Genomic DNA, 24,574 nt, shown 5'->3' with positions numbered 1-24,574 from the left:
AGAATATAAATAGAAAAGGGATTCAATAGGATTCCTTAGGTGGTGATCATTTATTTATTGTCAAAAAATAAGTGAATCGAGCAAATATGACTATTGCACTAATAATAGCAACGGGTTGGGCTGTTTGTATGTTGTATTTCACCCTGCATAATAAAATATTTCTCAACATTTTATTCGCCTAAAAAGATTGAATATTCGTATTATAACGAATATTATGTTGCTATCGACAAAAAAACGATAATTTGCAGACACTGGGGAGGAAATGCATTGAAAAAGAATAAGAAGTTAAAACCTTTATCAGTATTAGCAACAGCGGCAGTGCTAAGTAGTACTTTTGCTTTTGGAAGTCATGCAGCGTATGCTGAGACACCAACATCATCTCTACCAATAGATGAGCATTTAATACCGGATGAGCGTTTGGCAGAAGCGCTAAAACAGCGGGGCGTAATTGATCAATCTGCATCACAAGCTGAGACATCAAAGGCTGTTGAAAAATATGTTGAGAAAAAGAAAGGGGAAAACCCTGGGAAAGAAATCATGACAGGAGATAGTCTTACGCAAGAAGCTTCTGATTTTATGAAAAAAGTAAAAGATGCAAAAATGAAGGAAAATGAACAGGCGCAGCAGCAGGCGGCGGGGCCAGTAGCTGGACAAGATGCAGGATTGAATCCTGGGAAATTAAATGGAAAAGTACCTACTACACCAGCGAAGCAAGCTGATTACAATGGAGCTGTTCGAAAAGATAAAGTACTTGTTTTACTCGTAGAATTTAGCGATTTTAAGCATAACAATATTGATCAAGAGCCAGGATACATGTATTCTAAGGACTTTAATCGTGAACATTATCAAAAAATGTTATTTGGTGATGAACCATTTACGTTATTTGATGGATCGAAGATTAACACATTTAAGCAATATTATGAAGAACAATCTGGTGGTAGCTACACAGTTGATGGAACTGTAACAGAATGGCTTACTGTTCCAGGAAAGGCTTCAGATTATGGTGCGGATGCAGGTACTGGTCATGATAACAAAGGTCCTTTAGGGCCACGCGATCTTGTGAAAGAAGCATTAAAAGCAGCGGTAGCAAAAGGGATCAATTTAGCAGACTTTGATCAATATGATCAGTACGATCAAAATGGTGATGGAAATAAAAATGAGCCAGATGGCATTATTGATCATTTAATGGTTGTACATGCTGGCGTGGGGCAAGAAGCTGGCGGTGGTAAATTGAAAGATGATGCGATTTGGTCTCATCGTTCAAAACTTGGATCAAAACCGTATGCGATTGATGGCACAAAATCTTCTGTTCCGAATTGGGGCGGAAAGATGGCTGCATACGATTATACAATCGAGCCTGAAGATGGAGCGGTTGGTGTGTTTGCGCATGAGTATGGTCATGATTTAGGTTTACCAGATGAGTACGATACAAAGTACTCCGGACAAGGTGAACCTATTGAGTCATGGTCTATTATGAGCGGCGGCAGCTGGGCTGGAAAAATTGCAGGAACAGAACCAACAAGTTTCTCACCACAAAATAAAGAGTTTTTCCAAAAGAATATGAATGGTAACTGGGCGAATATCGTTGAGGTAGATTATGATAAACTTCGCACGGGAATCGGTGCTGCAACATATTTAGATCAAAGTGTTACAAAATCAAAACGACCAGGAATCGTTCGTGTTAACTTGCCGGACAAAGATATAAAAAATATCGAAGCGGCATTTGGTAAGAAGTTTTATTACAGTACAAAAGGGAATGACATTCATACAACACTTGAAACACCAGTATTTGATTTAACAAATGCAAAAGATGCTAAGTTCGATTATAAGGCATTCTACGAACTTGAAGCGAAGTATGATTTTCTTGACGTAAATGCAATTACAGAAGATGGAACGAAGACACGTATTGATAGAATGGGAGAAAAAGATGTAAAAGGCGGTATGGATACAACGGATGGTAAGTGGGTTGATAAATCATACGATTTAAGCCAATTCAAAGGGAAAAAAGTAAAACTGCAATTTGAGTATTTAACAGATGTTGCAGTAGCTTATAGAGGATTTGCGTTAGATAATGCTGCATTAACTGTAGATGGCAAAGTTGTTTTCTCGGATGATGCAGAAGGTCAACCAGCAATGACGTTAAAAGGATTTACTGTGTCTAACGGATTTGAACAGAAAAAACATAACTACTATTTAGAGTGGAGAAATTACGCTGGTTCTGACACGGCGTTACAACATGCGCGTGGCCCAGTATTTAATACAGGAATGGTTGTATGGTATGCGGATCAAAGCTTTACAGATAACTGGGTAGGCGTTCATCCAGGTGAAGGATTCCTAGGAGTAGTAGATTCTCATCCAGAGGCAATCGTAGGGACATTAAACGGACAGCCGACTGTGAAGAGCAGTACGCGTTATCAAATTGCCGATGCGGCATTCTCATTTGATCAAACGCCAGCATGGAAAGTAGATTCGCCAACTCGCGGTATCTTTGACTATAAAGGATTACCAGGCGTTGCAAAATTTGATGACTCTAAGCAGTACATCAACAGCGCGATTCCAGATGCAGGACGTAAGTTGCCGAGACTAGGATTAAAGTTTGAAGTAGTAGGTCAAGCTGAAGACAAGTCTGCAGGTGCAGTTTGGATTCATCGATAGAATAAGGTGAAACTAAGAGGAGCTGTCCGATAAGTCGATGAAACCGACTTATGGACAGCTCTCTTCTTGTTGTGGAAACGGGGCAGTTTAGTTTAGGAACCAGTTCATTGGAAAGGAAGATATAAACTACATTTTCACTAAAAACGAGAAATGATATTGCTAGAGAATTGCCTATTCTTTTAAAGTGAAAGAGACTATAGTAAAAAAATATATAGACTATCAAATAGTAAGAGATGAGCGCATGTTACATATAATTACAAAATACTTATCAGACTTGATTGTAAGCAATGATAAGTCACTCACTTTCCTCATTATTATAAGCTAATAGTGGTTCGTACATCATTATAGCGTGATTCTCCGTTACATATTGGTCTTCTATAAACTGTTTCTGTTGATTATATACTCTACGTTGAATAACATTATGTCGTATATAACCACCCCAGTATGCAGATTGGATGGAGTGTTCTTTTTCATAAACCTCATATTGATAAAGCTGTGGATGGGCAACTCTCCATTCACCGACTAAATGCTTATCCGTAATATAAAGGTGAAGTTGATACGATTGGTCCGTTTCATTTTTGATTTGTAAATCCAAATAGTTATAAGAACAAGTCGCTCCGCTTCCAAATGGTTGGGTCCGCTTGGAATCAGGAAAGACATCAAAACTATGACGATATCGCTCTGTTACTGTCAATGGCGTATGTAAAGTCATCCAATATATTAAATTTGAAAGCTGACAAAGCCCTCCTCCAATGCCTGCTTGAAAAGATCCATAGTGTAGTATCATACCTTCTACATACCCTTTTCTCCTAGTAGGCTTACCTATTAAACGCCAGTAAGAGAATGTTTCTCCCGGTCTAATGACGATACCATTTAGTTGTCTAATAGCAATCTTTAAATTAACAACTTTATTTTGTTGATACCACATATCTACATCTTTGAGTTTACGAAGTAGTATCGTTCGGTGCTGAATCGCTGTACAGGGTAACTTTTCTTGTTGAAACGTTTTTGCATATGTTTTTCCGTCTGTTAACCACTGAATGTACCTCTTTGTAGAGTAATACCATGTCCCTAGTAGAATGCGATACTTAGACCGCTGTTTAGGACGTAAGTTCACTAAATTCATTTTAGTTCCACTCTCCATCGTTTTCATATGATACCATTTCCGTAATTACGCTCCCAATCAATTGCCGTATGAATGACTTTGAATTTACCCAAGTTTTCCCGCACAGAACTGTAATATTAATTGTCGAATTCTCTCGTTGGTTAACTACATTCTTATATATATCTATCGATAAATTATACTTTTCTTAGCTGCATAATAATTAATATAAATAGATAAAAGACGCAAAAGAACAGTGTAATTAATTTAATGGGGACCTTATTTTTTCCATTTTCCGAATGGCTCATAGTCATGTGGAAATCCGCTTCAATACGATAAATTCAAATAAATACATTATAAATATAAAGGATAATATTAAATAAAAAATAATGAAAATTAAAGAAATTCTAAAGTATTAATATGTTTTTACTAAATATTGATTGATAATAAGTTGTTTTTTGAGACTTTACTAGGTTCTATTGCAATGTTTCTGAGCAAATAAAAAGTTAAGTTAATTACAATGAAAGATTATGCAACTCTTGGTGATTTCTGTAATTCATTGTGTGTCGAAAAACCGCAGTCTAGTCCCAGACTGCGGTTTCGTTTATATTTATATATTCGCAAGCAAAGTAGCATAATATCAATATGAATATCTATAGTAATATGAGTTTTTGCATATTTTAAAATTTAGTATATCCTCCGAAAAGTTTTAATTGTATAATGTGTTTTGTCATATTCATTTAGATTTTTCGACAAAAAATAACAAAAATAGAAGACGTATTGGGAGAAGGCATTATGTATACAAAACTATTAAAATCAATTACATCATTATCACTTATTGGTGGTGCTTTATTATATACAAATGTTGATGAGATTAAAGCTGCTGAAGCAGGCATTTTTTCTGATGTGCCAACATCGCACTGGTCCTATCCTGCGATTAAAGATTTAGCGAGTAAAAATATTATTTCAGGTTATGGAAATGGGAAGTTTGGTTTTGGTGATGTTGCGACGAGAGAGCAAGTTGCGGCTTTAGTTTATCGAGTGTTAGTACCGAATAAGCAAGGCGGTTCGTTTAGTAATGATGGAACTCGTTATGTATTAAAAGATGGATCTACTTTAAACAATCCTTATCGTGATATTCGCTCAGGTTCTACACTGTTTCCTGAAGAGGTTTTAACGTTAACGAAATTAGGGATTTTTAAAGGTGATGGAAATGGCGGTTTTAGACCGAAAGATTCTGTTAGTCGTGCGGAAATGGCACAAATTCTTACAATTGCTTTTCAAGTCTCTGCAACGAAAAAACATACATTTAACGATGTTCCAAATGGTTTTTGGGCAGAAAACGCGATTAGTTCGGTGCAGTCAAACGGGATTGCAGCTGGTACAGGTGAAGGGAAGTTTGGGCCGTATACTACAGTAACACGTGAACAATATGCACAGTTTTTATATAAAGCTTTGGAATATAAAAACTCTGATGTGAAAAGTACAGGAGATGCTGCTTTATTAACAACGTTTAAAGATGAAGTACAAAAGCGTATTAATACATACGAAACGAACATTACACTTCCGTATCAAACGAAAAATAGTAATACAGAAGAAGTGATGAATACACTTTTTAACGCATATAAAGAAGTTGCAAATAAAAATGAGTATACAAATTATAATAGATCGAATGCTTCATATTCACTTTCTGGATCACCTGGAAATTATACGTTTACGTTACATATTACATATCGTGAAACGAAAGAACAAACGGAATATGTAATGAAACAAGCAAAAGCGATCGTTTCCTCTATTATTCAAGTGGGAATGGATGATCACGAAAAAGTGAAGGCGATTCATGATTACGTAGTGAAGCATGTTTCTTATGATACGTCTTATAAAGCGTATACAGCATATGAGGCGTTAGTGAATCGTTCTGCCGTTTGCCAAGGTTACGCACTATTAACCTATCAATTGTTAAAAGAAGCTGGAATTGAGAATCATTTTGTAGTAGGAACTGGAGACGGACAACCTCATGCTTGGAATTTAGTTAAAGTCGATAATAAATGGTACCACCTTGATACAACATTCGATGATCCAATACCGGATGAACAAGGACGAGTAACGTATTCTTATTTCAATCTATCGGACGAGCAAATTGCAAGAAATCACGAGTGGAACCGTGGGGAATACCCACAGGCTACTACAAATTATTATGATACACTTACAAATAAAATTGCAGCGGGTAGCTCTAAAACAGTTGCATATGAACAAATATTAAAAGATACAAAACTAAATTATTTAGGAAATGAGTACGTTGCAAATAATTATAATGAACTGAAAAATAAAATGCAGCAGCGCTATAGTGCAAAACCAGAAAAGATTGAAGTTCTTTATAAGCAATCAATGGACGGTGCATTGCAAGATGTGAAAAAGGCAATTGGAGAAATCAGTTATCCAAAAGGAGCCAATCGAGTGTCATATAAGGCGGAGCCGTATAATGCAAAAGAAGGATATTCTTTGGTGACGATTACGTTTACATATTAAAAAGAGAAACAACCTGGGTCCTTTTTATAGGGAATCAGGTTGTTTTTTTCGTTTGTCATTTAAAAAAATCCTTCATTATTTTAGAACTTTCAATGCCCACTGTTACACCTTCTGTCTTATCTCCATTTACATCCTTAGCAATCGTAATTTGATCTTTATTATCAACCCACACAAGAAATTCTTCTTTCGAGTCATCTTTATATGTAACGGTTATAGTAGAATGGGCAGATTGTTTCTTGTTTTGATCTAGTGTGATTGTTTTAGGAGTTCCATTTTGAACTGCCGATACGATAGATTTTATCATTTCCTCATTGTCTGTTTGAGATTTTGAAACATTGTTATTTGTTGTTTTAAGTATTTCAATGTCTGTAATGTTTACGGAGTTTAATTGAATGGTATTTTGTATATGTTCTTGTTTAGCTTGTGAAGTCTTATCTGTAGTCGAGGTGCTTGTACAACCAATTAAAGTGAAAGATAGAACGGTTAGAGCACATATAGATGTGATTTTTTTCATATTATCCCTCCTTAATATTAATTATAACAATTTTCTGTAAATTTAGACAGTATTTGTAAAGGAATCAATAAATAAACTTCTATCCTTACAAAACTGTCACATTCCTGTAAGGTAATTCAATAGATTAGATACTTTTTCCATGGCATAATAAAGACATAAGAAAGCTAATCAAAAACTATAAGTTATTAGGAGAGTGTCAGTCATGATTGTAACAACAACGTCTGGAATTCAAGGTAAAGAGATTATTGAGTATATTGATATTGTAAATGGTGAAGCTATTATGGGTGCTAATATTGTCCGTGATTTATTCGCTTCAGTTCGTGATGTTGTCGGTGGTCGTGCTGGTGCTTATGAAAGTAAGCTAAAAGAAGCTCGTGATATTGCAATGAATGAAATGAAAGAACTTGCAAGACAAAAAGGTGGGAACGCTATCGTTGGTGTCGACGTAGATTACGAAGTTGTTCGTGATGGGATGTTAATGGTTGCTGTAAGTGGTACAGCTGTACGTATATAATAGAATGAAAAACAGGCTCACCCCTTGAAGTGTATACTTTGAGGGGCTTTTTTTATCTATAATTTGATTGGTTTTAAACGATACTTCTGTTTTAAAAAGTGTTCGTTGCATTTTAGCTTCCAAATGTTTTTTAGCAGTTTGATAACTTCAAGTTGTTTTCTTTTGTATAGAATATCTTTTAATAGACAATAGAATTAGTGTATTAATTAGAACCTCATTTTTCAACGTACACGCAGAAAGTGATTATGTACTATAAAAACGGTGAAAAATAACAGACTTCTTCGTAATTGGAAGAAGCCTGTTATTTTTGCAAACATATACGCTTTTAGGTTCTAGTGAACATGTTTTCACCTGAACAGACTAAAACTGTTTGGAACTCAGTCTATTCTGTAGTATTCATTCACGTTATTTAGATTGTCTCCACAACTGCTTCCCCTTTAAATTGAGGCAGCCAGTCACCATGTGCTTCAATAAGGTCATCGCATAATGAGACGATATCATCGATAGATAGTTCTGCCGCAGTATGTGGATCAAGCATTGCAGCCTGGTAAATGTGCTCTCGCTTACCTGTTATAGCTGCTTCAATGGTAAGAAGCTGGGTATTGATGTTAGTACGGTTTAGCGCCGCCAACTGTTCAGGAAGTTCTCCTACATAACAAGGTGTAATTCCACTTCGATCAACTAGGCACGGAACTTCAACGACAGCTTTTTCCGGAAGGTTACTGATTAAGCTTCCTGTATTCAATACATTTCCGTGGAGTTTAAATGCTTTATCGGTTTCCATTGCATCAATGATATAAGAAGCGTATTCATGTGTACGTTTATGCGTAAGGTTTTTGTTGTTAACAAGGTCTTCACGCATTTTCATCCAATCATTAATTTGATTGATACAGCGGCGCGGGTATTCATCAAGAGGAATATTCAACTTATCGATGAGTTCCGGATAATTCCTTTTGATGAAGTATGGGTGATATTCGGCGTTATGCTCGGACGATTCCGTTACGTAATAGCCGAAACGGTTCATCAGTTCAAAACGAACCATATCCTCATGTTTTTCTTTTTGCTTTTTAGTCGCAAGTCTCTTGATTTCCGGGTACAAGTCTTTTCCATCTCTTGTCACTTCTAAAAGCCAGGCCATATGATTGATTCCGGCAATTTTCCACTGGACATTTTCTGTATTCATTCCGAGCGAATTAAATAAGTACGGCACACACACCTGGACGCTGTGGCACAATCCGACCGTTTTTACGCCACCGTAACGAATCATAGCCGCCGTTAACGTCGCCATCGGGTTTGTATAGTTTAAAAACCAAGCATCCGGACAAACTTCACGAATATCTTTGGCAAAATCAAGCATCACCGGAATAGTTCGTAATGCGCGGAAAATGCCGCCAATGCCGATTGTATCTCCAATCGTCTGAAGAAGCCCGTACTTTTTCGGAATTTCGAAATCAGTCACTGTACAAGGCTCATAGCCACCGACCTGTATGGCATTAATGACGTATTTTGCTCCTCTTAACGCCTCTTTTCGGTCCGTATAAGTCTTGATGTGTACGTTACTACCGGAACTTTCCTTTAGGTTTTGCAGTATGTTCTCAGAATCTTTTAAGCGTTGATGGTCAATATCAAACAGAGCAAACTCGAAACCTTGGATACTAGGTGTTAACATGCAGTCACCCAATACATTTTTAGCAAAAATCGTACTTCCAGCACCTAGAAATGTAATTTTTGACATTTATAAAACCTCCTGAATATGAATTTTATATTCAACACATCCTGGAATAGAAAAATGATGTCGTATAATGCGCCACTTTATTCCAAAACGATAAGCTCTCTATTCGCGCTTTGTAATTCTCTGATAAAGCGATCAAATCCTGCTCTACCATCTTTATTCATTTTATAGACACCAGCATCTGCTAATATGCATTCAAATTTTTTTGCAACTTCAGTTTGAAGAAAGCTTTGGATGGTCTCTTCCGCATAGCCACCCTGGGCTTTTAATTCATCTGCCCATTTTTGATGGATTTCAGAAACATTGGCTTCTTTATTTAACAAGTACAGCTCAACTTCATGAAGCTCCTCAATCAAACGTGAAGGGAGAATCGCTAGGCCCATGACTTCAATAAGCCCGATATTTTCTCTCTTAATATGCTGTACATCTGGGTGTGAATGAAAAATTCCATCAGGGTATTCTTCACTCACATTATTATCACGCAGTACAAGATCAATTTCATACTTTTCTTCGCGACGCCGCACAATTGGTGTAATCGTATGATGTTGTGCACCATTTTTTGATTGCGCACGAATTTGTAAGAATTCATCCGAATAGTTCTTCCAACTTTCATGGATGTAGGTGCTGGCATTAATTAGTTCCTCTTTGTTTAAAGAAGAGAGGCGAATCACACTCATTGGCCAGTTGACAATACCGCAAGAAATATTTGGATAGTCACATAGTTCAAATGTTTTAAGAACTTTAGCTTTGGCCATCGGAAAGTTATGGCGTCCAGCTTGATAATGATCATGACTTAAGATAGATCCTCCTACAATAGGTAAATCCGCATTTGAACCAATAAAATAGTGTGGCATGATTTCTACAAAACTGAATAAACGAGAGAATGCCTCACGAGAAATTTTCATTGGTCGATGCTCCTTAGATAGTACGATGGAATGTTCGTTAAAGTACGCATATGGTGAATATTGAAAACCCCATTCTTCTCCATTTAGTTCGATGTTAATGATTCGGTGATTGCTTCTGCCTGGGTGATTCAAGTGGCCGAAATACCCTTCATTTTCAATACAAAGTAAACATTTTGGATAATTTCCCCTCGGTGTATTTCTAGTCGCTAAGATCTCTCTTGGATCTTTCTCTGGTTTGGACAAATTAATAGTAATCTCAAGTTCACCATATTTTGATTCTGCTAAATAATAAATATTTTTTGCAATTGCACGGGTCTTTATATAATCATTGCGTTTACTTATTTCAAAGAAATAATCTGTTGCCTGTTCGGGACTTTTGCGATATGCCTCCTGAAAATTCTCATTGACCTTGGATGGAAGTGGTGTAATCACATTCATTAAAAGCGCTTCGAACATATCACGATTGGCTTGGTTTTTAGTGATAATAAGATTTTCCGTCGCTTTATCCATAAGTGTATCTAACAGCACATGTGGGTCCACTTCAACTTCGCTAGTAATCTCTCCCATTTCCGATTCGCCAATCAAACGTAATAGTTGATTGTGCATATAAATTCGGTCATTCTTCTCAATGGCTCCATTCTCAATCGCAAGTGTAGTAAAATCGTAAATTGCTTTACATGTGTTCATCGTTTTCACCTCACTCATCATCCAATCACTGTAGCTCCACTACCAATGTGTGCCACATAGAAGACAGGCGCATATCCAACAATTTTGAGATATTCATCATAAACATTATTTTTAAAAGTGTGGATTTCACTTTCTTTTACTAATGCGATGGCGCACCCACCAAATCCTGCTCCAGTCATACGGGCTCCAAGCACACCCTCTTGTTTTTGTGCAGTGGCCACCAATGTATCCAATTCAAGCCCGGTTACTTCATAATCATTTCTTAAAGATGTATGGGAAGCATTCAATAGCTTTCCGAATTCTTCTAAATCACCTGCAATAAGAGCTGCTTTGGCTTTTTTTGTACGTTCATTTTCGTAAACGGCATGCTTCGCGCGTTTAATTAAGATTTCATCTCCAATAAGATTTTGATTTGCATCAAATTCTGTTTCGCTTAGTTCTCCAAGTGCATGAATTTCTAACTTCGTTTGGAGACGTGCGAGTGCTTCTTCACATTCAGCCCGGCGCTCATTATATTTTGAATCTGCCAGTTCACGACGTTTATTAGTATTCATAATTACAATCGCATAGTCGTCCAAAACTACTGGAACCATTTCATACTCTAGCGTATTGGTATCAAGGAGAATTGCTTTCTCCTTCTCACCAAATCCAATGGCAAATTGATCCATGATACCGGAATTTACACCAATGAATTCATTTTCAACTTTTTTACCCATTTTCACTAATTCAAGTCGTGTTATTTCTAAGCTAAACAAGTTTTCTAATACTACGCCTACAAGTAATTCCAGTGAAGCACTACTTGAAAGTCCCGCTCCATTCGGAATTGTGCCCTTAACTAATAGCTCAAAACCACAGTTTATTTCATGACCTGCTTCTTTCAGTGTTAAGATAACTCCTTTTACGTAATTTCCCCAATTAGCATTTTTATCGTAATCTAGTTCATTCAACGTGAAGCTAATTACTCCAAGTTCTTCAAAGTTCGTTGAGTAAACTAATACTCTATCATCCTCGCGACGTCTAGCTATTCCGTAAGTTCCATAGGTAATAGAAGCGGGGAATACATAGCCGCCATTGTAGTCTGTATGTTCTCCGATTAAGTTGATACGTCCTGGAGAAAAATATTGAGTTGTTTCTTGAGACCCAAATACCATAGCGAATTTTAAGGCTAGTTCACGTTTCCTTTCCATTCATTTTTATTCTCCTGTTTTATAATTTTCCTCTCGACCTAATTTAAATCACAACGAGAAAACGTTTATAAAGTTAAGTGTAAAAAGGCTAACTAACTACATTAATATCCTTCCTATTGTTTTCTATTTCATGTATATTTTAACAAGAAGGCGCTTTCAGTTTTATATCATTTTGTGACCTTGATTTAACTTTTTGTTGCGTTTTTCTCATCAAAAGGAAAATTAAGTTATAGAAATCGCGAGGAGGGAAGAGGGCCTATGGAACAGGCAATCTTTATTAAAAAAGAACAGCATTACTTCTCAAGCGAACTTTATTTTGATTTTTGTGGTTTTTCAAAAACACTGCCTTTACATGCTTTTGGACCAGCTGTACGCAACAGCTACATTATTCATGTCGTGTTGGATGGTAAAGGAGCGTATCATGTAAAAGATAAAAAATATTCATTAAAGAAAGGCAATGTTTTTCTCATTCCCCCAGGAGAGTCGACCTTTTATCGCTCGGATGCAGAAGAACCATGGCTGTATGCGTGGCTGGCATTTGGTGGGAAGGTAGCAGAGGATATTATTCATCATTCGCGTTTTAAAAAAGATAACTACTCTGTTACCTCAACTAATATTCAACAATATTTGGAAATTATATTGGAGTGTATGAATTGCTCTCACAATACATTAGAAGATGAATTAAAGTTGAACGAGTTGATTTATCGGTTTTTAAGATTATTACTTACAGATGGTGGCGAATTTTCGCCAGGAATAAAACAAAAGTCTTCACGACTCGCAATTGAGGCGATGAAATATATTGGAGAGCACTATGTAGAGGAGATTACAGTAAATGATGTGGCAGATCATCTTGCGGTCAATCGAAGCCATCTTTATCGAGTCTTTCACAATCATTTCGGGATGAGCATGAAGGACTGGATTTTAAGGGTGCGCATTAATCACGCAGCGCATTTACTTTCGATGACAAATGAATCAGTAGAAAACATTTCTTATCAAGTTGGCTTTCATAGTTTAGTAGTCTTTAGCCGCATGTTTAAAAAAGTGACTGGAGAAACACCTACGCATTATCGAAAACGTATGTCGAAAGAGAACTTTCAAACAATCTCTTTATCAAGCTTGAAGCTAGTACTTGATGAACAAGAAATCATTTCACGGGCCACTTAAGGAGCAGATTGGCTATCAAGCAGCACATCACCAGTTCGTAGCAAGTGCACTCGCTACGAAGCTTGCACATGATATCATTCTAGAAGCCCAAGTGGGCTGTATGCTTTGAGGGGCTTTTTTTGTTTTCGAGTTAGAAGTAAAAAGAATGAGCTTTATCCTTTAGGAAAAGGCCCATTCTTTTTATTTAAGCTATAAGATCTTTCGTTTCTATCGTTCTTTTGTTCATGACTAAAGTTAGAATGAACAAAATTAAGCTTAGAAGTGCCATTATAATAAAAACTTGCGTATAACCATTAAAATAGTCACGAGCGAAGCCTGCTAAGACAGGAATGAAGCCACCCATAATGTATCCTCCTGATTGCATCATAGCAGTCCATGCACTCGCATCTTCTGAAGTTTTCGTTTCATATAACGGTAGCATTAGAGCGAGTGGAAATACACCGCCGAGCCCGATCCCTAGTAAAATAGAAGGAACCCAAGGTGTAGTTAATGGATATATCATGAGCGATAAACCTATGAGTACGAAGCATATGCTCCCTAATAACCAAAGTGTTCGGTTTTTATAAATATCTGCTAACGTTGGAATTAAAAAGCTGCATATCATTTGAATAACTGTAAATACAGTTATAAGAGTACCGGCTTGTTGGCTGCTTATCCCCATACTTTGGTTTGCTGGTGCAAGCCAAGTAGTAATAGAATAAAAGATTCCTGATTGTAGTCCAAAAAAGACTGTAAATAACCATGCTTTTTTATTTCTTAAAGGTAAACTATTATTCTTTTTATCTTCTATACCCGTATTCTTTTTTCGTTTCATGACCGGATACCAAAATATAATGGCTACGATAGTAAGTACACCCCAAAAAGCGAGTGCCATATTCCAAGATCCTTTTAACACATGTTGTAAAGGAATCGTTAAACCTGCGCTTAAAGAAGCACCAGTTCCCATGCCTACTGAATATATTCCGATCATTAAGCCAATTTTCGTAGGGAATTTTTCTTTAATAAACCCTGATAGTAACGGTCCTGCAAGTGCGATTCCAATACCGATAAATAGAGAGCTTGTGAATAATGTAAAAAGGGAAGAGGTAAAGGCTCTCATACATGTTGCAAAGCCGATTAAAATAAGGCAAGCCATAATTGCTTTTTCTGCGCCATATTTTTTAATTACTTTCCCCGTCAGTAAAGCGAATGCGCCCATACAAAATACAGGGATAGCTGTTAAAAAGCTAACGGAAAAGTTGCTTATATTTAAGTCTTGGCGGATTGTTTCTAATAAAGGTGAAACGGATGTAATTCCGACGCGTAAATTAATTGAAACGAAAAATAGTGCTAATACATACAAATAAGTTCGTTCTCGATGTTTCAATTGCTTTTTCTCCTCTCTTAAACATCAGATGTTATTGGGTATATCATCTGATGTTTAATGACATGATTATTTATTTAAACGTTGTAATAGTAATTCGCGTAAGCTATTTGACAATGCGTCCAATTCAATAATGTTTTTTATTGTTTTTATATCATCTTTATCATGAAATTTAACACGGTTAATTTGTGCAATAGACACCCGTTTAGGATGTGATTTAATAAGTTGTAAACAATCACTTGTAGAAACTTTTCCTTCTTGTAACACGCGACAGAGGAAACCCGTAAATCCAGTTTGTTGCATTTCAAGTGGCAGGGTAGGGACGTTATATTTCTTCGCAAGTTTATAGCATGGATTTCTTGGCTCTGATATTTGTATAATTGCTTCTCCGAAAGAAAAGATATCGCCAACATGAACAGTTTCTTCAGTCAATCCGTATACGGTAATATTTTCTCCAAAGAGTGAATCATCTATCATAGAAGGGATTATTTTGCTCCAATAGGCGTAGTGATCGTAAGAGTAAACGCATAATGCTTTATCTAGTCCGCCATGATCTGTATAAGCTTGTTCATCCCCAAGTAAACCATTTTTCGTTAAAAATATATCACCTTGGATAGGGTATTTTCTTATTGCTGTTGAAATAAGAGTTTTTCCATAAGGTAGTTGCTCTATTTTTCCGATGTTGATGGACTTTATTTGAAAAGTCGTTTGTGGCATTTCTTCATTCTCCTTTCTTGATTCATAACATCATCTGATGTTTAAGTGTAATATATAAGGAGCTTATTTCAGCTCCAAATTTTGAACAGCGTATGTTTGAGCCTCTTCGGCATTGTGTTTTAAAATAGCTTGGAATAATTTTTCATGAACCTCAGAGTTATCTTCATAGTCAGTTGTATTTAATATTAATTGGCTTAAAATGTGACGAAGAACAGGTACGAAAGATTGATACATATCAAGTAGAACTTCGTTTTTGCTCGCCTTTGCAATTGCTAGATGAAACTGAATATCTGCATCTATGTATGCTACATAATTTCCTTCTTTAAGGGCATTTTTTCTTTTATTCAAATGTCCTTTTAAGTATAAAAGATCTTCTTCATTTCGGCGTTGTGCCGCCAACATAGCTACTTCCTTATCCAACATATTACGTGCTTCATACACATGACTAATATTAGCTTCTTGCAATCGTTTTTCAAATGAATCTTGTGCTGTATTTAGTGAGACAATGCGAGTACCTTGTCCTTGTCGAACCTCTAGTATGCCAGCATGTACTAATATTTTTATGCTTTCTCGCAGCGTTGAACGCCCTACACCTAGCTCTTCCATTAATTGCGGCTCTGTAGGGAGGCGATCACCTACTTCATACTCACCAGAAAAGATTTTTTCTTGTAGACGTTCCAATACTTCGTCGACTAATTTACGACGAGAAACTTTTGAAAAAGATTTCTTTTCATTTATATTCATCTGCTCATCTCCTGTTATATTCGCTTTTATGATAACCAATTTAAGTTCGGTTGACAATGTTATTTTTTAGGTAGTTGAAACGAGGTGATAACGTTGCGTAGGGGCAAATACACGTTTAGATCCTATAAATTATAAGGGATTATCCAAACGAAAATTTTTAAATCGACTTATCTCTGTCGAACTGGATTAATAAGTTATTTATGGTATTATATTCATAATAAATATAATGGGAAAATAGGGGGTACTTATGAAAAGAAAATTAGTATTATCTATTGCCTTCTCGAGTGTATTAGCATTATCACCTGGATTTGTAAAAGATGTTCAAAGTACAAAGGTATTTGCACAGACTGATGGAGATCAATATAAGCTTGTTACTAAAGAAGAACAAGATCAAAGAGAAAGAAAAGTAGTAGAAGAGAAAGATGTGATCACTGTTATAACAGCAGAAGAACAAAATATGGTGGAAAACAGCTCGACTCAAGAAGGGTTTGTTCCACAAATTAATGGGACAGGCTTCTATTTTGAAAAAACCTTGGGAAATTAAGTTTAAATAAGATACAAAAAGGATAGATAGAGTATATTTTATACTGTTAATCTATCCTTTATAATTTTATTAGCTCGTTAAAAACACTTTCCCTTTTGCTTTCTCAGCAGACTGAACAACATCAACCGCATTCTTTACATCTACTAAGTCATGCGTAGAATGTGCCGTCATGAAACGTAATTGTTTAGCTTCTACTAAACGAATTAAGTGACGAAACGTCTCCTGCCATTTATATGCTGACACGTCTTTATTCCAATGTCGTAAATGAAATATATTAGCATGCACCTTTGCTTTAGTGACAATCTCTGCCCAGTTTACTTGTACTCCTGATAGAAGACCTATAGTTAAAAAGTGTCCATTGGGACGTACACAAAACGCTAATTCATTTCCATCTGAGCCGCCAATAGAATCAATCGCAGCATCTGCGCCTATCCCGTTTGTTAACTCCATAACTGTTTCATAAAGCGGAGTAATGGAAGTGTCTATTACATATTCCGCACCAAGCTGAAGTAATTCCTCTGTATGCTTATTATTTCTTGTAACTGCAATTAATCGGAAGTTTAAAATTTGCGATAACTGAGCAAATAGATGACCAATAGCAGATCCACAAGCGTTTACTAATAAAACGTCATTTTGTTTTAAATTTAGAGTTTCTGTACAAGTGACCCATGCTGTAAGGGGATTAATATACATTTGTGCCGCTGTGAAATCATCAATTGAATCAGGTATAGGGACTACAAAGTCAGCTGATGTTGTAACAAATTCTTGCCAAGTACCTTCCCCGCGTAAAGGTAAAACACGTTTACCGATAAGGCCTCTAGAAACGCCCGCACCCACATCTTCTACAATACCAACACCTTCATAACCAGGTATATTAGGTAAAGAAATTCTATGTGCGTACGCTCCGGTTATTGGAATTAAGTCAGATGGATTAATCGGTCTAACTAGCATGCGAACGAGCACTTCGTTATCTTTTGGTGGTTCTATATTTTTATATTCAACGTTTAATACATCTTTCGGATTGCCAAACTTATGAAATTGAATGTATTTTCCGAACAAAATAAATGTTCCCCCTTAGTGTAGTTAGATTTATTATAGCATTTTTAGCTTGGTTGCTTATCGCATTGACACTAGATAAAAGTGAACAGAAAGGTGCTATGTATACATTTGATGGAATTGTGAGAGAGAAGTTTTAAATAGGGAGAAGTGGGTAGAAAAATATAGTTATAGGAGGTAATTAATAGATTTTCTTTCCAAATAAGTATTTATTCTTCCATGTAAAGACGAAAAGGAAGGAATAACCTCTGAAATTCCATTTTTTAACGACATTTTGGGAAAAATTCTCTTTTATTTTTTGTTTTCATTCGACAAAATACGACACAAAGAAGACAGGTCATCTGATATGATGAGTTTCTAAATCTTACATATTATCATTGGAGGAAATATTTAATGGGTAAAATTTTTAAGTTTGGGTGTTTAGGATTTATCGGTTTAATCGTACTAGGTATCATTGTATCGGCATTAGGTGGCGGGGATGATCAAAAAGAAAAATCTTCTACAGAGCCAAAACAAGAAACTAATGCTCCAGCTACTAAAGAAGAACCTAAAAAAGAACTTTCTAAAGAAGGTGAGTCTTCTAAAGTTAAAATCGCTGTAGGATCTGTTGAATCAGTAGATTCTGTAGGTGGCGAATATTTAAAAGAAAAAGCACAAGGTGTGTTTAAAGTAGTTGAAGTTACGGTTACAAACAATCAAAAAGATGCTATCACTGTTGATGCTAACAGCTTCAAATTAGTTGATAATAAAGATCGTGAATTTACGTACTCTACACAAGCTCAAACAGCTTTCGATGTAGGTAACGGCGGTCAGTCTGATTTCTTCTTAAAACAACTTAACCCTGGTTTATCTCAAACAGGTAAAATCATCTTTGATGTTCCTGCTGACGCACAAGGATTAGTTTTAAAAGCTCGTGGCGGCATGACAGGCAAAGAAATTAAATTAAAAGTTGAATAGTTAAAGGCACTCGAAAGAGTGCTTTTATTTTGCCTTTCCAAATACAATTTAACAATTATGGATAAATGGGGGAATCAGCATGAATAAAAAGATAATCGGGGGAATTCTAGGGGTTATTGTAATTATTATAGCCCTTGTGAGTATGAATGTATTACAAAAAAATGCTAAAGAAGCGGAAGAAAAGAAGAAACGTGAAGCTAGCTATGTCCAAGCCGCAGCGGAATTTTATAATAATATCGAACTAATGGGGTTTGTTGCTAATTTTGTTTTACCGCAATATTCAGAGGCTTGGTCTCAAGCTATTGATAATCGCCGAGATTTTAACATAGCTGTAAATGCTAAGAAAAAATCTCTTAATTCAATGGTGGCTCAATCTTCTGTAATATATAGTGATATGGAAGGTCAATTAAAAACTGTTTCTGAAGCTGCAAAAGAAAATCCAGATAAGTATAAAGAACTTTATGATGAATACAAAAAAATGTATGGAACCATTACATCTTTAAAGGAACAAACCGAATCTCCTAGTGGAACCCTAATGACATTTAATCAAAATGCAAATATGTTATTCCAAGAATACAAGAAATATAAAGGGAATATAGATGTAGCTGTATCTGAGGATATAAAAAATGAAGTTGAGAAGATAAAAGAAAAAAACAAAAAATAATTAAAGTATATATGGCTTAAGTCGTAATGACTTTAAACAATAATATGGAAGAGCATGTTGTTCGTTTAGGCTATGATTGGTACAAAGGATAGTGAATTGTTCAAATGCAAGAAGCCACTTTAAAAGTAGCTTCTTGCATTTTCTATTAAGCCGAAGCTTTCTTCATTCTCTCAAGTAAACTAGATAAAACATGCGTACGATAAGATTCTAGTTTTTTGCCTTCGTAAGTACGGATACCTAATTTTTTAAGTTCTTTTACATACCAACCTTTGCTTCCGAAATACATGTGATCGCTCCCCTTCAACTTTGTTTTTTTATTTGTTCTGATCGTACTTGGAGGTACGGGATTATAATGAAGGAAATGAATTTCGCGCGAAAATGGTTAACTTTGTTGCAAAAGACATATATACTAAAGGTAGTATATAACGAGGTGAGCAAGACGTGATTATAGAGAAGCACGAAATTCAAATTGACCAAATTACGAGCGGAAAAGTGAACATCTTTACTTTCTACAGAAATAGAAAGCAAATCGATGATCATTTTTTACGATTGCAAGAACCATCGCTTACAGCAAACTACTTCTTCCATTTTCATTTTGATGCAGAGAGCTTGCATCTTCTGCAGGAAGAGTTTCCGAGCGTATATCCATATAACGGTAGTGAAACGATTCACGACTGGACGGAAAAGATGAAGACAGAATTGCAACATCAGATCCAAACAGGAAAATGGAATAAGCGCGTACGTATCGGTAATCGCATTCTAGATGTAGTGTTTACGTGGTGTGACGAAGATATAGTAGAGTGAAAAAGAAGCGGATGACGCTTCTTTTTTTAGCGCTGGAATAAAACGAGCTTGCCTGCAGAAGATGTGCAGCGATGTGTTTTTTCGTACAATCCTTTTTCTTGTAAAATAGATTCGCCTTTCGATTTCGCTTCTTTTTCAGTTGCCGCCTCGAATGATTCGTCTAATGCTTTTGAACCATCTTTTTCAAAGACTGTTAGAACGTATACTCCCATGAAAATTCCCTCCAATAATTAAAATCAGAATCTTATAACTATTTTGTCATAAATCGCTAGAATATGCAAAGAAATATATGACATTGCGTGTTACAATAAAGTGAAACTTTAATCAGTGGGGAGTTTTTTTATCCCCACTGATTATTAGTTGAACCAATCGGGTATTTACGGGCAGTTTACTTTCAGACTAGCTTCTTTGCCCTACTGCCCGTTAATTCGGGATAAAGTGAAACTTTAATCAGTGGGGAGTTTTTTTATCCCCACTGATTATTAGTTTTCAGCAATTGAATAGTTAATGTTGATAAGATGAAACTTTTGAAATATAGAAAGGATCGTTATTTGTGAAACAAGTGAAGTTTATACATGCGGCTGATTTGCATTTGGATAGTCCGTTTAAAGGGATGGAAATGAATGTACCACCGTCTGTTTGGGAGAGAATGAAGCAAAGTACGTTTGAATCGTTCGAGCGTATTGTTGATAAAGCGATTCAAGAGCGCGTTGATTTTGTATTACTAGCTGGGGATTTGTATGATGCAGAGACGAGAAGTTTGAGAGCGCAAGTGTTTGTGCGTGAGCAAATGAAGAGACTTTCGCAGTACGATATTCCCATTTTTATTATTCACGGTAACCACGATCATTTAGGCGGAAGCTGGGCAGCAATTGAGTTTCCGGAAAATGTTCATGTGTTTACGGAGCCTTATGTAGAAGAGAAATCATTTTATAAAAATGGTGAGCTTGTAGCTTCTATTTATGGGTTTAGTTATTTGCAGCAAGCAGTAACGGATAATATGACAGCGCAGTATACGAAAATGAGTGATGCGCCTTTTCATATTGGAATGCTTCACGGAAGTGTGGAAGGGGATGCGGAGCATAATCGCTATGCACCGTTTCAAATTCGTGAGCTGAAGGAAAAGCAGTTTGATTATTGGGCTCTTGGCCATATACATAAACGAGAAGTTTTATCGGAAGAGCCGTACATTATTTATCCAGGTAATATACAAGGGCGCCATCGTAAGGAAACAGGGGAAAAGGGTGCGTACCTTATCGAGTTAACGAAACAAGGATCGCATTGTTCGTTTTTCCATACTGCGGATGTTGTATGGGATGAGATAGAAGTTAATATTGATGGACTTGAAACTGTTGATGATCTTATGACAGTAGCGGCAGAAATAATGAATGAGTGCCGAAGAGAAGAGGAAGGCACTCTTTTAACCGTCGTATTTACAGGGCAGGGGCCGCTTTCTCCTTATTTACGTGATGAAAAGCGTGTGGAAGAGATTTTTCATATTTTAGCAGCGGGAGAAGAGCGAAAAGACTTTGTGTATGCGATGAAGTGGAAAAATGAGACAGTTTCTTTTGCAGAAATTGAACGTTTGAAAGCGGAAAATCATTTCGTCGGTAGTGTACTGCAAGAGTTAGAAGCTTTTACAAATATGGACGGAGTATTGCGCACGATTTGGACATCTCCTGTGGCACGTAATAGTATTGAATCTTTTACGGAAGAAGAAAAGAAAGAGATTCAAAAGGAAGCGGAAAATATTATTTTAGAGCAATTATTCCAGCAAGAGAGGGATAAAAAATGAGAATTGAAAAACTCCATATTTATGGCTATGGAAAACTAGAAAATGTGGAAATGGATCTTTCATTGCTGACGGTGTTGTACGGTGAAAATGAAGCGGGGAAATCAACAATTCGCTCATTTATGAAAAGTATTTTATTCGGTTTTCCGACGAGAGGACAGCGCCGTTATGAACCGAAAGAAGGCGGGAAGTATGGCGGAGCGGTCACTGTGCAAACAGAGAAGTACGGCCGTTTGAAAATTGAGCGTTTGCCAAAGACGGCATCTGGTGAAGTGACGATTTATTTTGAGGACGGGAAAACTGGCGGCGAAGATATTTTAAATGATATATTAAGCGGAATGAATGAAAGCTTATTTGATTCTGTCTTTTCATTTGATATGCATGGCCTTCAAAATATTCATCAACTTGGCGAGGCGGATATCGGCAATTATTTATTTTCTGCAAGCGCAGTCGGAAGCGATGCGTTATTACAATTAGATAAAAAGCTAGAAAAAGAAATGGATCAGCGCTTTAAGCCGAGTGGTCGTAAGCCTGAAATTAACGTGTCATTGCAAGAAATGAAGAAGCTTGAAGAGAAGCTGAAAGAGTGGCAAGGGAAAATTGGCACGTATGAAAAACAGGTTGAGCAGTTAAAAGAAAGTGAAGAGAAACTCGCTTTCGTTCGCGCTGAAAAAGAGAGTGCGGAAAAACGAAAGCAAGACTATGAAATATTATCAGCGCTTGAGCCTCTCGTTATTGAAAAACGTACGTACGAGAAAGTGTTAGAAAACGAAAAAGGACAGTTTCCGGTAAATGGTACGGCGCGCTATGAGGCGCTAAAAGCAAAGATAGAACCGCTGCAAGTACAAGTAGATTCGCTTCAGAAAAAGATAGAAACTGTGCAATTAGAAATTGATGCCACAGAAATAGATGAAGTGTTTTTACAAAAGGAAAGTTATGTAGAAGAGCTTCGCATGCAGCATATGTCTTATGAAAATGCACGCCAAGAAATGCGTGATATTACAGGGAATATTGCGAATATAAAAGAAGAAATTGCAGAACTAGAGCAACAAATTGGTGCTACTTTTGAAAAAGAGACTGTTCTTTCATTTGATATAAGTTTAGCGACGAAAGAATTAATTACACAAACGGTGCAAAAAGCGAGAGAGTTAGAAACGCAAAAAACGCAGCTAGATGAACGTTTTAAAACGGCTCAGGAGCAATTAGAAGAACAAGAAGAGAATATAAGACAAATAAGCCAGCAAATGTTAGCTGATGAAGAGAGAAATACGTTAGTTGAGAAAGAAAAATCATTTCAAGATGCGGCGTTTCTAGGTATGGGCGCAGAGAGAATGAAGCGTAAGTATGAAGAGAAAGCAGGGGCAGTAAAGCAAAAGAAAAAGCAGTGGCAAAGAGTTTGTCTTCTGTTACTCCTTATTAACACGGGCGTTTTAGTAACGAGTTTATTTATAGATAACCGCGCCATGTTATTTATTAGTGTTATTGTTTTTGTAGGAATTGTCTTAGCGCTCGTTTTATATAAAGATCCATCAGGTGGATTACAAGAAGAGCTACTTACTCTTCAGCAAAGTGCTGGCGGGCGTCAAAGTGAAGAGGCGATGTCAGTTCGTTATCAATTAGAAAAAGATGAAGAGATTCGAAAGTTATTTGAGCGAGAGTCTTATAAATTGCAGCAAATGGAACGTGCGTATGATAAAGTCGTTTCATCGTATGAGGAATGGGAAAGAGAAACTTTCCATGCAGGAGAACAAGTAGATGCTTATAAAACGCGTTATATGTTCCCGGAATTTTATACGTATGCGCACATATTGCCGGCGTTTGAGCGTATTGAAAAAATGCAGCAATTATATCGTGAGCTAGAGAAACAAGGTGAGCGAAAATCTTCATTATATGAAATGATTTCTCGTTTTGAACATAAACTAGAAACTGTTATCGGTAGCACAGAGTATAGTAAGCTCTATGAGGCGCAAAGTCGTATGCAAAATGAGAAAGAGAAGAGGCAGACTTGTAAGCAAAAGGAAGAGAAGCTTGCGGAGTGGCAAGAGGAATATGAATTCTTGCAGCAGCAATTAAAGCAACTTCTAGTAGAACGAGATGGTTTATGGCATATTGCAGAATCTACAAATGAAGAGATGTTTTTAGAAGCAGGAAGATTGGCGGAAAAACGTGAAGATGCCGAGAAGCAAGTGGGGCGTCTATTGCCTCAAATTGATCTTTTAGAACAGCGCTTAACGAGTTTATCATTAGCTGAAAATTATGAGGCTGAAGGATATGAAGAAAAGTTAAAGCAAGAAATAGTAACGATGCAAAACTGTCTTGCGAAAGAGAAAGAATTAACAGAGCGTATTGCGAAGCATCGAATAGAAATTGTGAATTTAGAAGAAGGTAGTACGTACGGTGATTTACTACATGAGTGGGAAATGAAAAAATCACAAGTGCGTGAACAAGTGAAGAAGTGGGCTGCATATGCGGCCGCAAAGACAGTGCTAACGAAAACGAAGCAATATTATCATGAAGTGCATCTTCCGCGTATTTTACAAAAATCCGAAGAGTATTTCGTTTATTTAACAGGCGGACGATATAGTAAAATATTCTCACCGTCAGAAACAGAATCGTTTATTGTGGAACGTAATGATGGTATGCGTTTTTACAGTCATGAACTGAGCCAGGCGACAGCAGAGCAGCTATATTTATCGTTACGATTTGCGCTAGCGAAAACATTTGAGCATGATTATCCATTTATTATTGATGATAGCTTCGTGCATTTTGATGCGGTAAGGACGAATCGAACGATTGAACTTATAAAGGAAATTGCGAAAGATAGACAAGTTATCTTCTTTACATGTCATGAGCATTTATTAACATATTTTAAAGAAAATCAGATTATAAAATTAACACGTAAGCGTAAAGAAAATGAGTTGTAGTATGCTATACTAAAAGTAAT

At 36.5% G+C, this 24,574-nt stretch carries 21 protein-coding genes and 1 pseudogene; 11 read left to right on the top strand and 11 right to left on the bottom strand.

Features of this window, described 5'->3' with window-relative positions; all coding sequences use genetic code 11:
• Positions 1–267: 267 nt before the first annotated feature.
• Positions 268–2,655 (top strand): immune inhibitor A domain-containing protein, encoded by a 2,388-nt coding sequence (locus ACTFQM_RS10390; RefSeq protein WP_440034238.1) that lies wholly within the window; start codon positions 268–270, stop codon positions 2,653–2,655.
• A gap of 295 nt (positions 2,656–2,950) precedes the next feature.
• Here the strand turns inward: ACTFQM_RS10390 and ACTFQM_RS10385 are convergent, their stop codons facing one another.
• Positions 2,951–3,781: a VanW family protein gene (locus tag ACTFQM_RS10385; RefSeq protein WP_440034237.1), complete on the bottom strand. Its 831-nt coding sequence runs from the start codon at positions 3,779–3,781 to the stop codon at positions 2,951–2,953.
• A gap of 771 nt (positions 3,782–4,552) precedes the next feature.
• Between ACTFQM_RS10385 and ACTFQM_RS10380 the strand changes: the two genes are divergently transcribed.
• The gene (locus ACTFQM_RS10380; protein WP_440034236.1) at positions 4,553–6,286 is read left to right on the top strand and encodes an S-layer homology domain-containing protein; all 1,734 of its coding nucleotides are present in this window, start codon (positions 4,553–4,555) and stop codon (positions 6,284–6,286) included.
• Between the two features lie 55 nt (positions 6,287–6,341).
• Here the strand turns inward: ACTFQM_RS10380 and ACTFQM_RS10375 are convergent, their stop codons facing one another.
• Entirely contained in the window at positions 6,342–6,800 is a 459-nt protein-coding gene (locus ACTFQM_RS10375) for a hypothetical protein (RefSeq protein ID WP_440034235.1), read from the bottom strand.
• Positions 6,801–7,002: 202 nt separating this feature from the next.
• Here ACTFQM_RS10375 and ACTFQM_RS10370 point away from each other — a divergent pair, with 202 nt between their 5' ends.
• Positions 7,003–7,314 (top strand): heavy metal-binding domain-containing protein, encoded by a 312-nt coding sequence (locus ACTFQM_RS10370; RefSeq protein WP_098386528.1) that lies wholly within the window; start codon positions 7,003–7,005, stop codon positions 7,312–7,314.
• A gap of 409 nt (positions 7,315–7,723) precedes the next feature.
• Here ACTFQM_RS10370 and ACTFQM_RS10365 read toward each other — a convergent pair whose 3' ends face one another.
• The 3 genes from ACTFQM_RS10365 to ACTFQM_RS10355 form a co-directional block, all read right to left on the bottom strand.
• A complete protein-coding gene (locus ACTFQM_RS10365) occupies positions 7,724–9,049 on the bottom strand; it encodes an alpha-glucosidase/alpha-galactosidase (RefSeq protein WP_440034234.1) in 1,326 nt (441 codons plus the stop codon).
• Between the two features lie 77 nt (positions 9,050–9,126).
• Positions 9,127–10,659: a UDP-glucose--hexose-1-phosphate uridylyltransferase gene (gene galT, locus ACTFQM_RS10360; protein WP_440034233.1), complete on the bottom strand. Its 1,533-nt coding sequence runs from the start codon at positions 10,657–10,659 to the stop codon at positions 9,127–9,129.
• On the bottom strand, positions 10,656–11,825 hold the full coding sequence (locus tag ACTFQM_RS10355; RefSeq protein ID WP_440034232.1) for a galactokinase: 1,170 nt from the start codon (positions 11,823–11,825) through the stop codon (positions 10,656–10,658). Before ACTFQM_RS10355 ends, galT begins: the two co-directional genes overlap by 4 nt.
• A gap of 258 nt (positions 11,826–12,083) precedes the next feature.
• On the opposite strand from ACTFQM_RS10355, the gene ACTFQM_RS10350 reads away from it, so the two are divergent.
• Both ACTFQM_RS10350 and ACTFQM_RS10345 read left to right on the top strand, forming a co-directional pair.
• Positions 12,084–12,989 carry an AraC family transcriptional regulator gene (locus tag ACTFQM_RS10350; protein ID WP_440034231.1) on the top strand — a complete coding sequence of 302 codons (906 nt, stop codon included), beginning with the start codon at positions 12,084–12,086 and terminating at the stop codon, positions 12,987–12,989.
• Between the two features lie 4 nt (positions 12,990–12,993).
• Positions 12,994–13,095: pseudogene (locus ACTFQM_RS10345) on the top strand (hypothetical protein); the annotation flags it as partial.
• A 78-nt stretch (positions 13,096–13,173) separates the two neighbouring features.
• On the opposite strand, the gene ACTFQM_RS10340 reads toward ACTFQM_RS10345, so the two are convergent.
• The 3 genes from ACTFQM_RS10340 to ACTFQM_RS10330 form a co-directional block, all read right to left on the bottom strand.
• Complete coding sequence (locus ACTFQM_RS10340) at positions 13,174–14,355, bottom strand: CynX/NimT family MFS transporter (RefSeq protein ID WP_427287089.1); 1,182 nt, start codon at positions 14,353–14,355, stop codon at positions 13,174–13,176.
• Positions 14,356–14,421: 66 nt separating this feature from the next.
• Entirely contained in the window at positions 14,422–15,069 is a 648-nt protein-coding gene (locus ACTFQM_RS10335; RefSeq protein ID WP_440034230.1) for an MOSC domain-containing protein, read from the bottom strand.
• Positions 15,070–15,132: 63 nt separating this feature from the next.
• Positions 15,133–15,813, bottom strand: a complete 681-nt coding sequence (locus ACTFQM_RS10330; protein ID WP_440034229.1) for a FadR/GntR family transcriptional regulator — start codon at positions 15,811–15,813, stop codon at positions 15,133–15,135.
• Between the two features lie 247 nt (positions 15,814–16,060).
• Between ACTFQM_RS10330 and ACTFQM_RS10325 the strand changes: the two genes are divergently transcribed.
• Positions 16,061–16,357 carry a hypothetical protein gene (locus ACTFQM_RS10325; protein WP_440034228.1) on the top strand — a complete coding sequence of 99 codons (297 nt, stop codon included), beginning with the start codon at positions 16,061–16,063 and terminating at the stop codon, positions 16,355–16,357.
• A gap of 69 nt (positions 16,358–16,426) precedes the next feature.
• On the opposite strand, the gene ACTFQM_RS10320 is transcribed toward ACTFQM_RS10325, so the two are convergent.
• A complete protein-coding gene (locus tag ACTFQM_RS10320; protein ID WP_440034227.1) occupies positions 16,427–17,416 on the bottom strand; it encodes a zinc-dependent alcohol dehydrogenase family protein in 990 nt (329 codons plus the stop codon).
• Between the two features lie 390 nt (positions 17,417–17,806).
• On the opposite strand from ACTFQM_RS10320, the gene ACTFQM_RS10315 reads away from it, so the two are divergent.
• Positions 17,807–18,370 (top strand): DUF4352 domain-containing protein, encoded by a 564-nt coding sequence (locus tag ACTFQM_RS10315; protein ID WP_400487013.1) that lies wholly within the window; start codon positions 17,807–17,809, stop codon positions 18,368–18,370.
• Between the two features lie 79 nt (positions 18,371–18,449).
• Complete coding sequence (locus tag ACTFQM_RS10310; protein ID WP_400487014.1) at positions 18,450–19,034, top strand: hypothetical protein; 585 nt, start codon at positions 18,450–18,452, stop codon at positions 19,032–19,034.
• Between the two features lie 145 nt (positions 19,035–19,179).
• On the opposite strand, the gene ACTFQM_RS10305 is transcribed toward ACTFQM_RS10310, so the two are convergent.
• Positions 19,180–19,320 (bottom strand): YflJ family protein, encoded by a 141-nt coding sequence (locus ACTFQM_RS10305; protein ID WP_000273536.1) that lies wholly within the window; start codon positions 19,318–19,320, stop codon positions 19,180–19,182.
• 155 nt (positions 19,321–19,475) lie between these two features.
• Between ACTFQM_RS10305 and ACTFQM_RS10300 the strand changes: the two genes are divergently transcribed.
• Entirely contained in the window at positions 19,476–19,838 is a 363-nt protein-coding gene (locus tag ACTFQM_RS10300; RefSeq protein WP_002170681.1) for a hypothetical protein, read from the top strand.
• A 26-nt stretch (positions 19,839–19,864) separates the two neighbouring features.
• On the opposite strand, the gene ACTFQM_RS10295 is transcribed toward ACTFQM_RS10300, so the two are convergent.
• Positions 19,865–20,050 (bottom strand): YhzD family protein, encoded by a 186-nt coding sequence (locus tag ACTFQM_RS10295; RefSeq protein WP_002170682.1) that lies wholly within the window; start codon positions 20,048–20,050, stop codon positions 19,865–19,867.
• Positions 20,051–20,391: 341 nt separating this feature from the next.
• Here ACTFQM_RS10295 and ACTFQM_RS10290 point away from each other — a divergent pair, with 341 nt between their 5' ends.
• Positions 20,392–21,633 (top strand): metallophosphoesterase family protein, encoded by a 1,242-nt coding sequence (locus ACTFQM_RS10290; protein WP_440034226.1) that lies wholly within the window; start codon positions 20,392–20,394, stop codon positions 21,631–21,633.
• The gene (locus tag ACTFQM_RS10285; RefSeq protein ID WP_440034225.1) at positions 21,630–24,554 is read left to right on the top strand and encodes an AAA family ATPase; all 2,925 of its coding nucleotides are present in this window, start codon (positions 21,630–21,632) and stop codon (positions 24,552–24,554) included. Before ACTFQM_RS10290 ends, ACTFQM_RS10285 begins: the two co-directional genes overlap by 4 nt.
• The last annotated feature ends 20 nt before the right edge of the window (positions 24,555–24,574 follow it).

The sequence above is a fragment of the Bacillus cereus group sp. MYBK30-2 genome (assembly GCF_051915945.1).
Taxonomy (GTDB): domain Bacteria; phylum Bacillota; class Bacilli; order Bacillales; family Bacillaceae_G; genus Bacillus_A; species Bacillus_A paramycoides.
This window is presented reverse-complemented; position numbering and strand designations above follow the sequence as displayed.

What these genes read in the sequence shown, in the direction of transcription:
- ACTFQM_RS10385 (WP_440034237.1), bottom strand. Translation starts at nt 3,781, where the DNA reads ATGAATTTAGTGAACTTACGTCCTAAACAGCGGTCTAAGTATCGCATT.
- ACTFQM_RS10330 (WP_440034229.1), bottom strand. Translation starts at nt 15,813, where the DNA reads ATGAATATAAATGAAAAGAAATCTTTTTCAAAAGTTTCTCGTCGTAAA.
- ACTFQM_RS10365 (WP_440034234.1), bottom strand. Translation starts at nt 9,049, where the DNA reads ATGTCAAAAATTACATTTCTAGGTGCTGGAAGTACGATTTTTGCTAAA.
- ACTFQM_RS10310 (WP_400487014.1), top strand. Translation starts at nt 18,450, where the DNA reads ATGAATAAAAAGATAATCGGGGGAATTCTAGGGGTTATTGTAATTATT.
- ACTFQM_RS10380 (WP_440034236.1), top strand. Translation starts at nt 4,553, where the DNA reads ATGTATACAAAACTATTAAAATCAATTACATCATTATCACTTATTGGT.
- ACTFQM_RS10370 (WP_098386528.1), top strand. Translation starts at nt 7,003, where the DNA reads ATGATTGTAACAACAACGTCTGGAATTCAAGGTAAAGAGATTATTGAG.
- ACTFQM_RS10285 (WP_440034225.1), top strand. Translation starts at nt 21,630, where the DNA reads ATGAGAATTGAAAAACTCCATATTTATGGCTATGGAAAACTAGAAAAT.
- galT (WP_440034233.1), bottom strand. Translation starts at nt 10,659, where the DNA reads ATGATGAGTGAGGTGAAAACGATGAACACATGTAAAGCAATTTACGAT.
- ACTFQM_RS10375 (WP_440034235.1), bottom strand. Translation starts at nt 6,800, where the DNA reads ATGAAAAAAATCACATCTATATGTGCTCTAACCGTTCTATCTTTCACT.
- ACTFQM_RS10305 (WP_000273536.1), bottom strand. Translation starts at nt 19,320, where the DNA reads ATGTATTTCGGAAGCAAAGGTTGGTATGTAAAAGAACTTAAAAAATTA.
- ACTFQM_RS10295 (WP_002170682.1), bottom strand. Translation starts at nt 20,050, where the DNA reads ATGGGAGTATACGTTCTAACAGTCTTTGAAAAAGATGGTTCAAAAGCA.
- ACTFQM_RS10315 (WP_400487013.1), top strand. Translation starts at nt 17,807, where the DNA reads ATGGGTAAAATTTTTAAGTTTGGGTGTTTAGGATTTATCGGTTTAATC.
- ACTFQM_RS10350 (WP_440034231.1), top strand. Translation starts at nt 12,084, where the DNA reads ATGGAACAGGCAATCTTTATTAAAAAAGAACAGCATTACTTCTCAAGC.
- ACTFQM_RS10325 (WP_440034228.1), top strand. Translation starts at nt 16,061, where the DNA reads ATGAAAAGAAAATTAGTATTATCTATTGCCTTCTCGAGTGTATTAGCA.
- ACTFQM_RS10335 (WP_440034230.1), bottom strand. Translation starts at nt 15,069, where the DNA reads ATGCCACAAACGACTTTTCAAATAAAGTCCATCAACATCGGAAAAATA.
- ACTFQM_RS10355 (WP_440034232.1), bottom strand. Translation starts at nt 11,825, where the DNA reads ATGGAAAGGAAACGTGAACTAGCCTTAAAATTCGCTATGGTATTTGGG.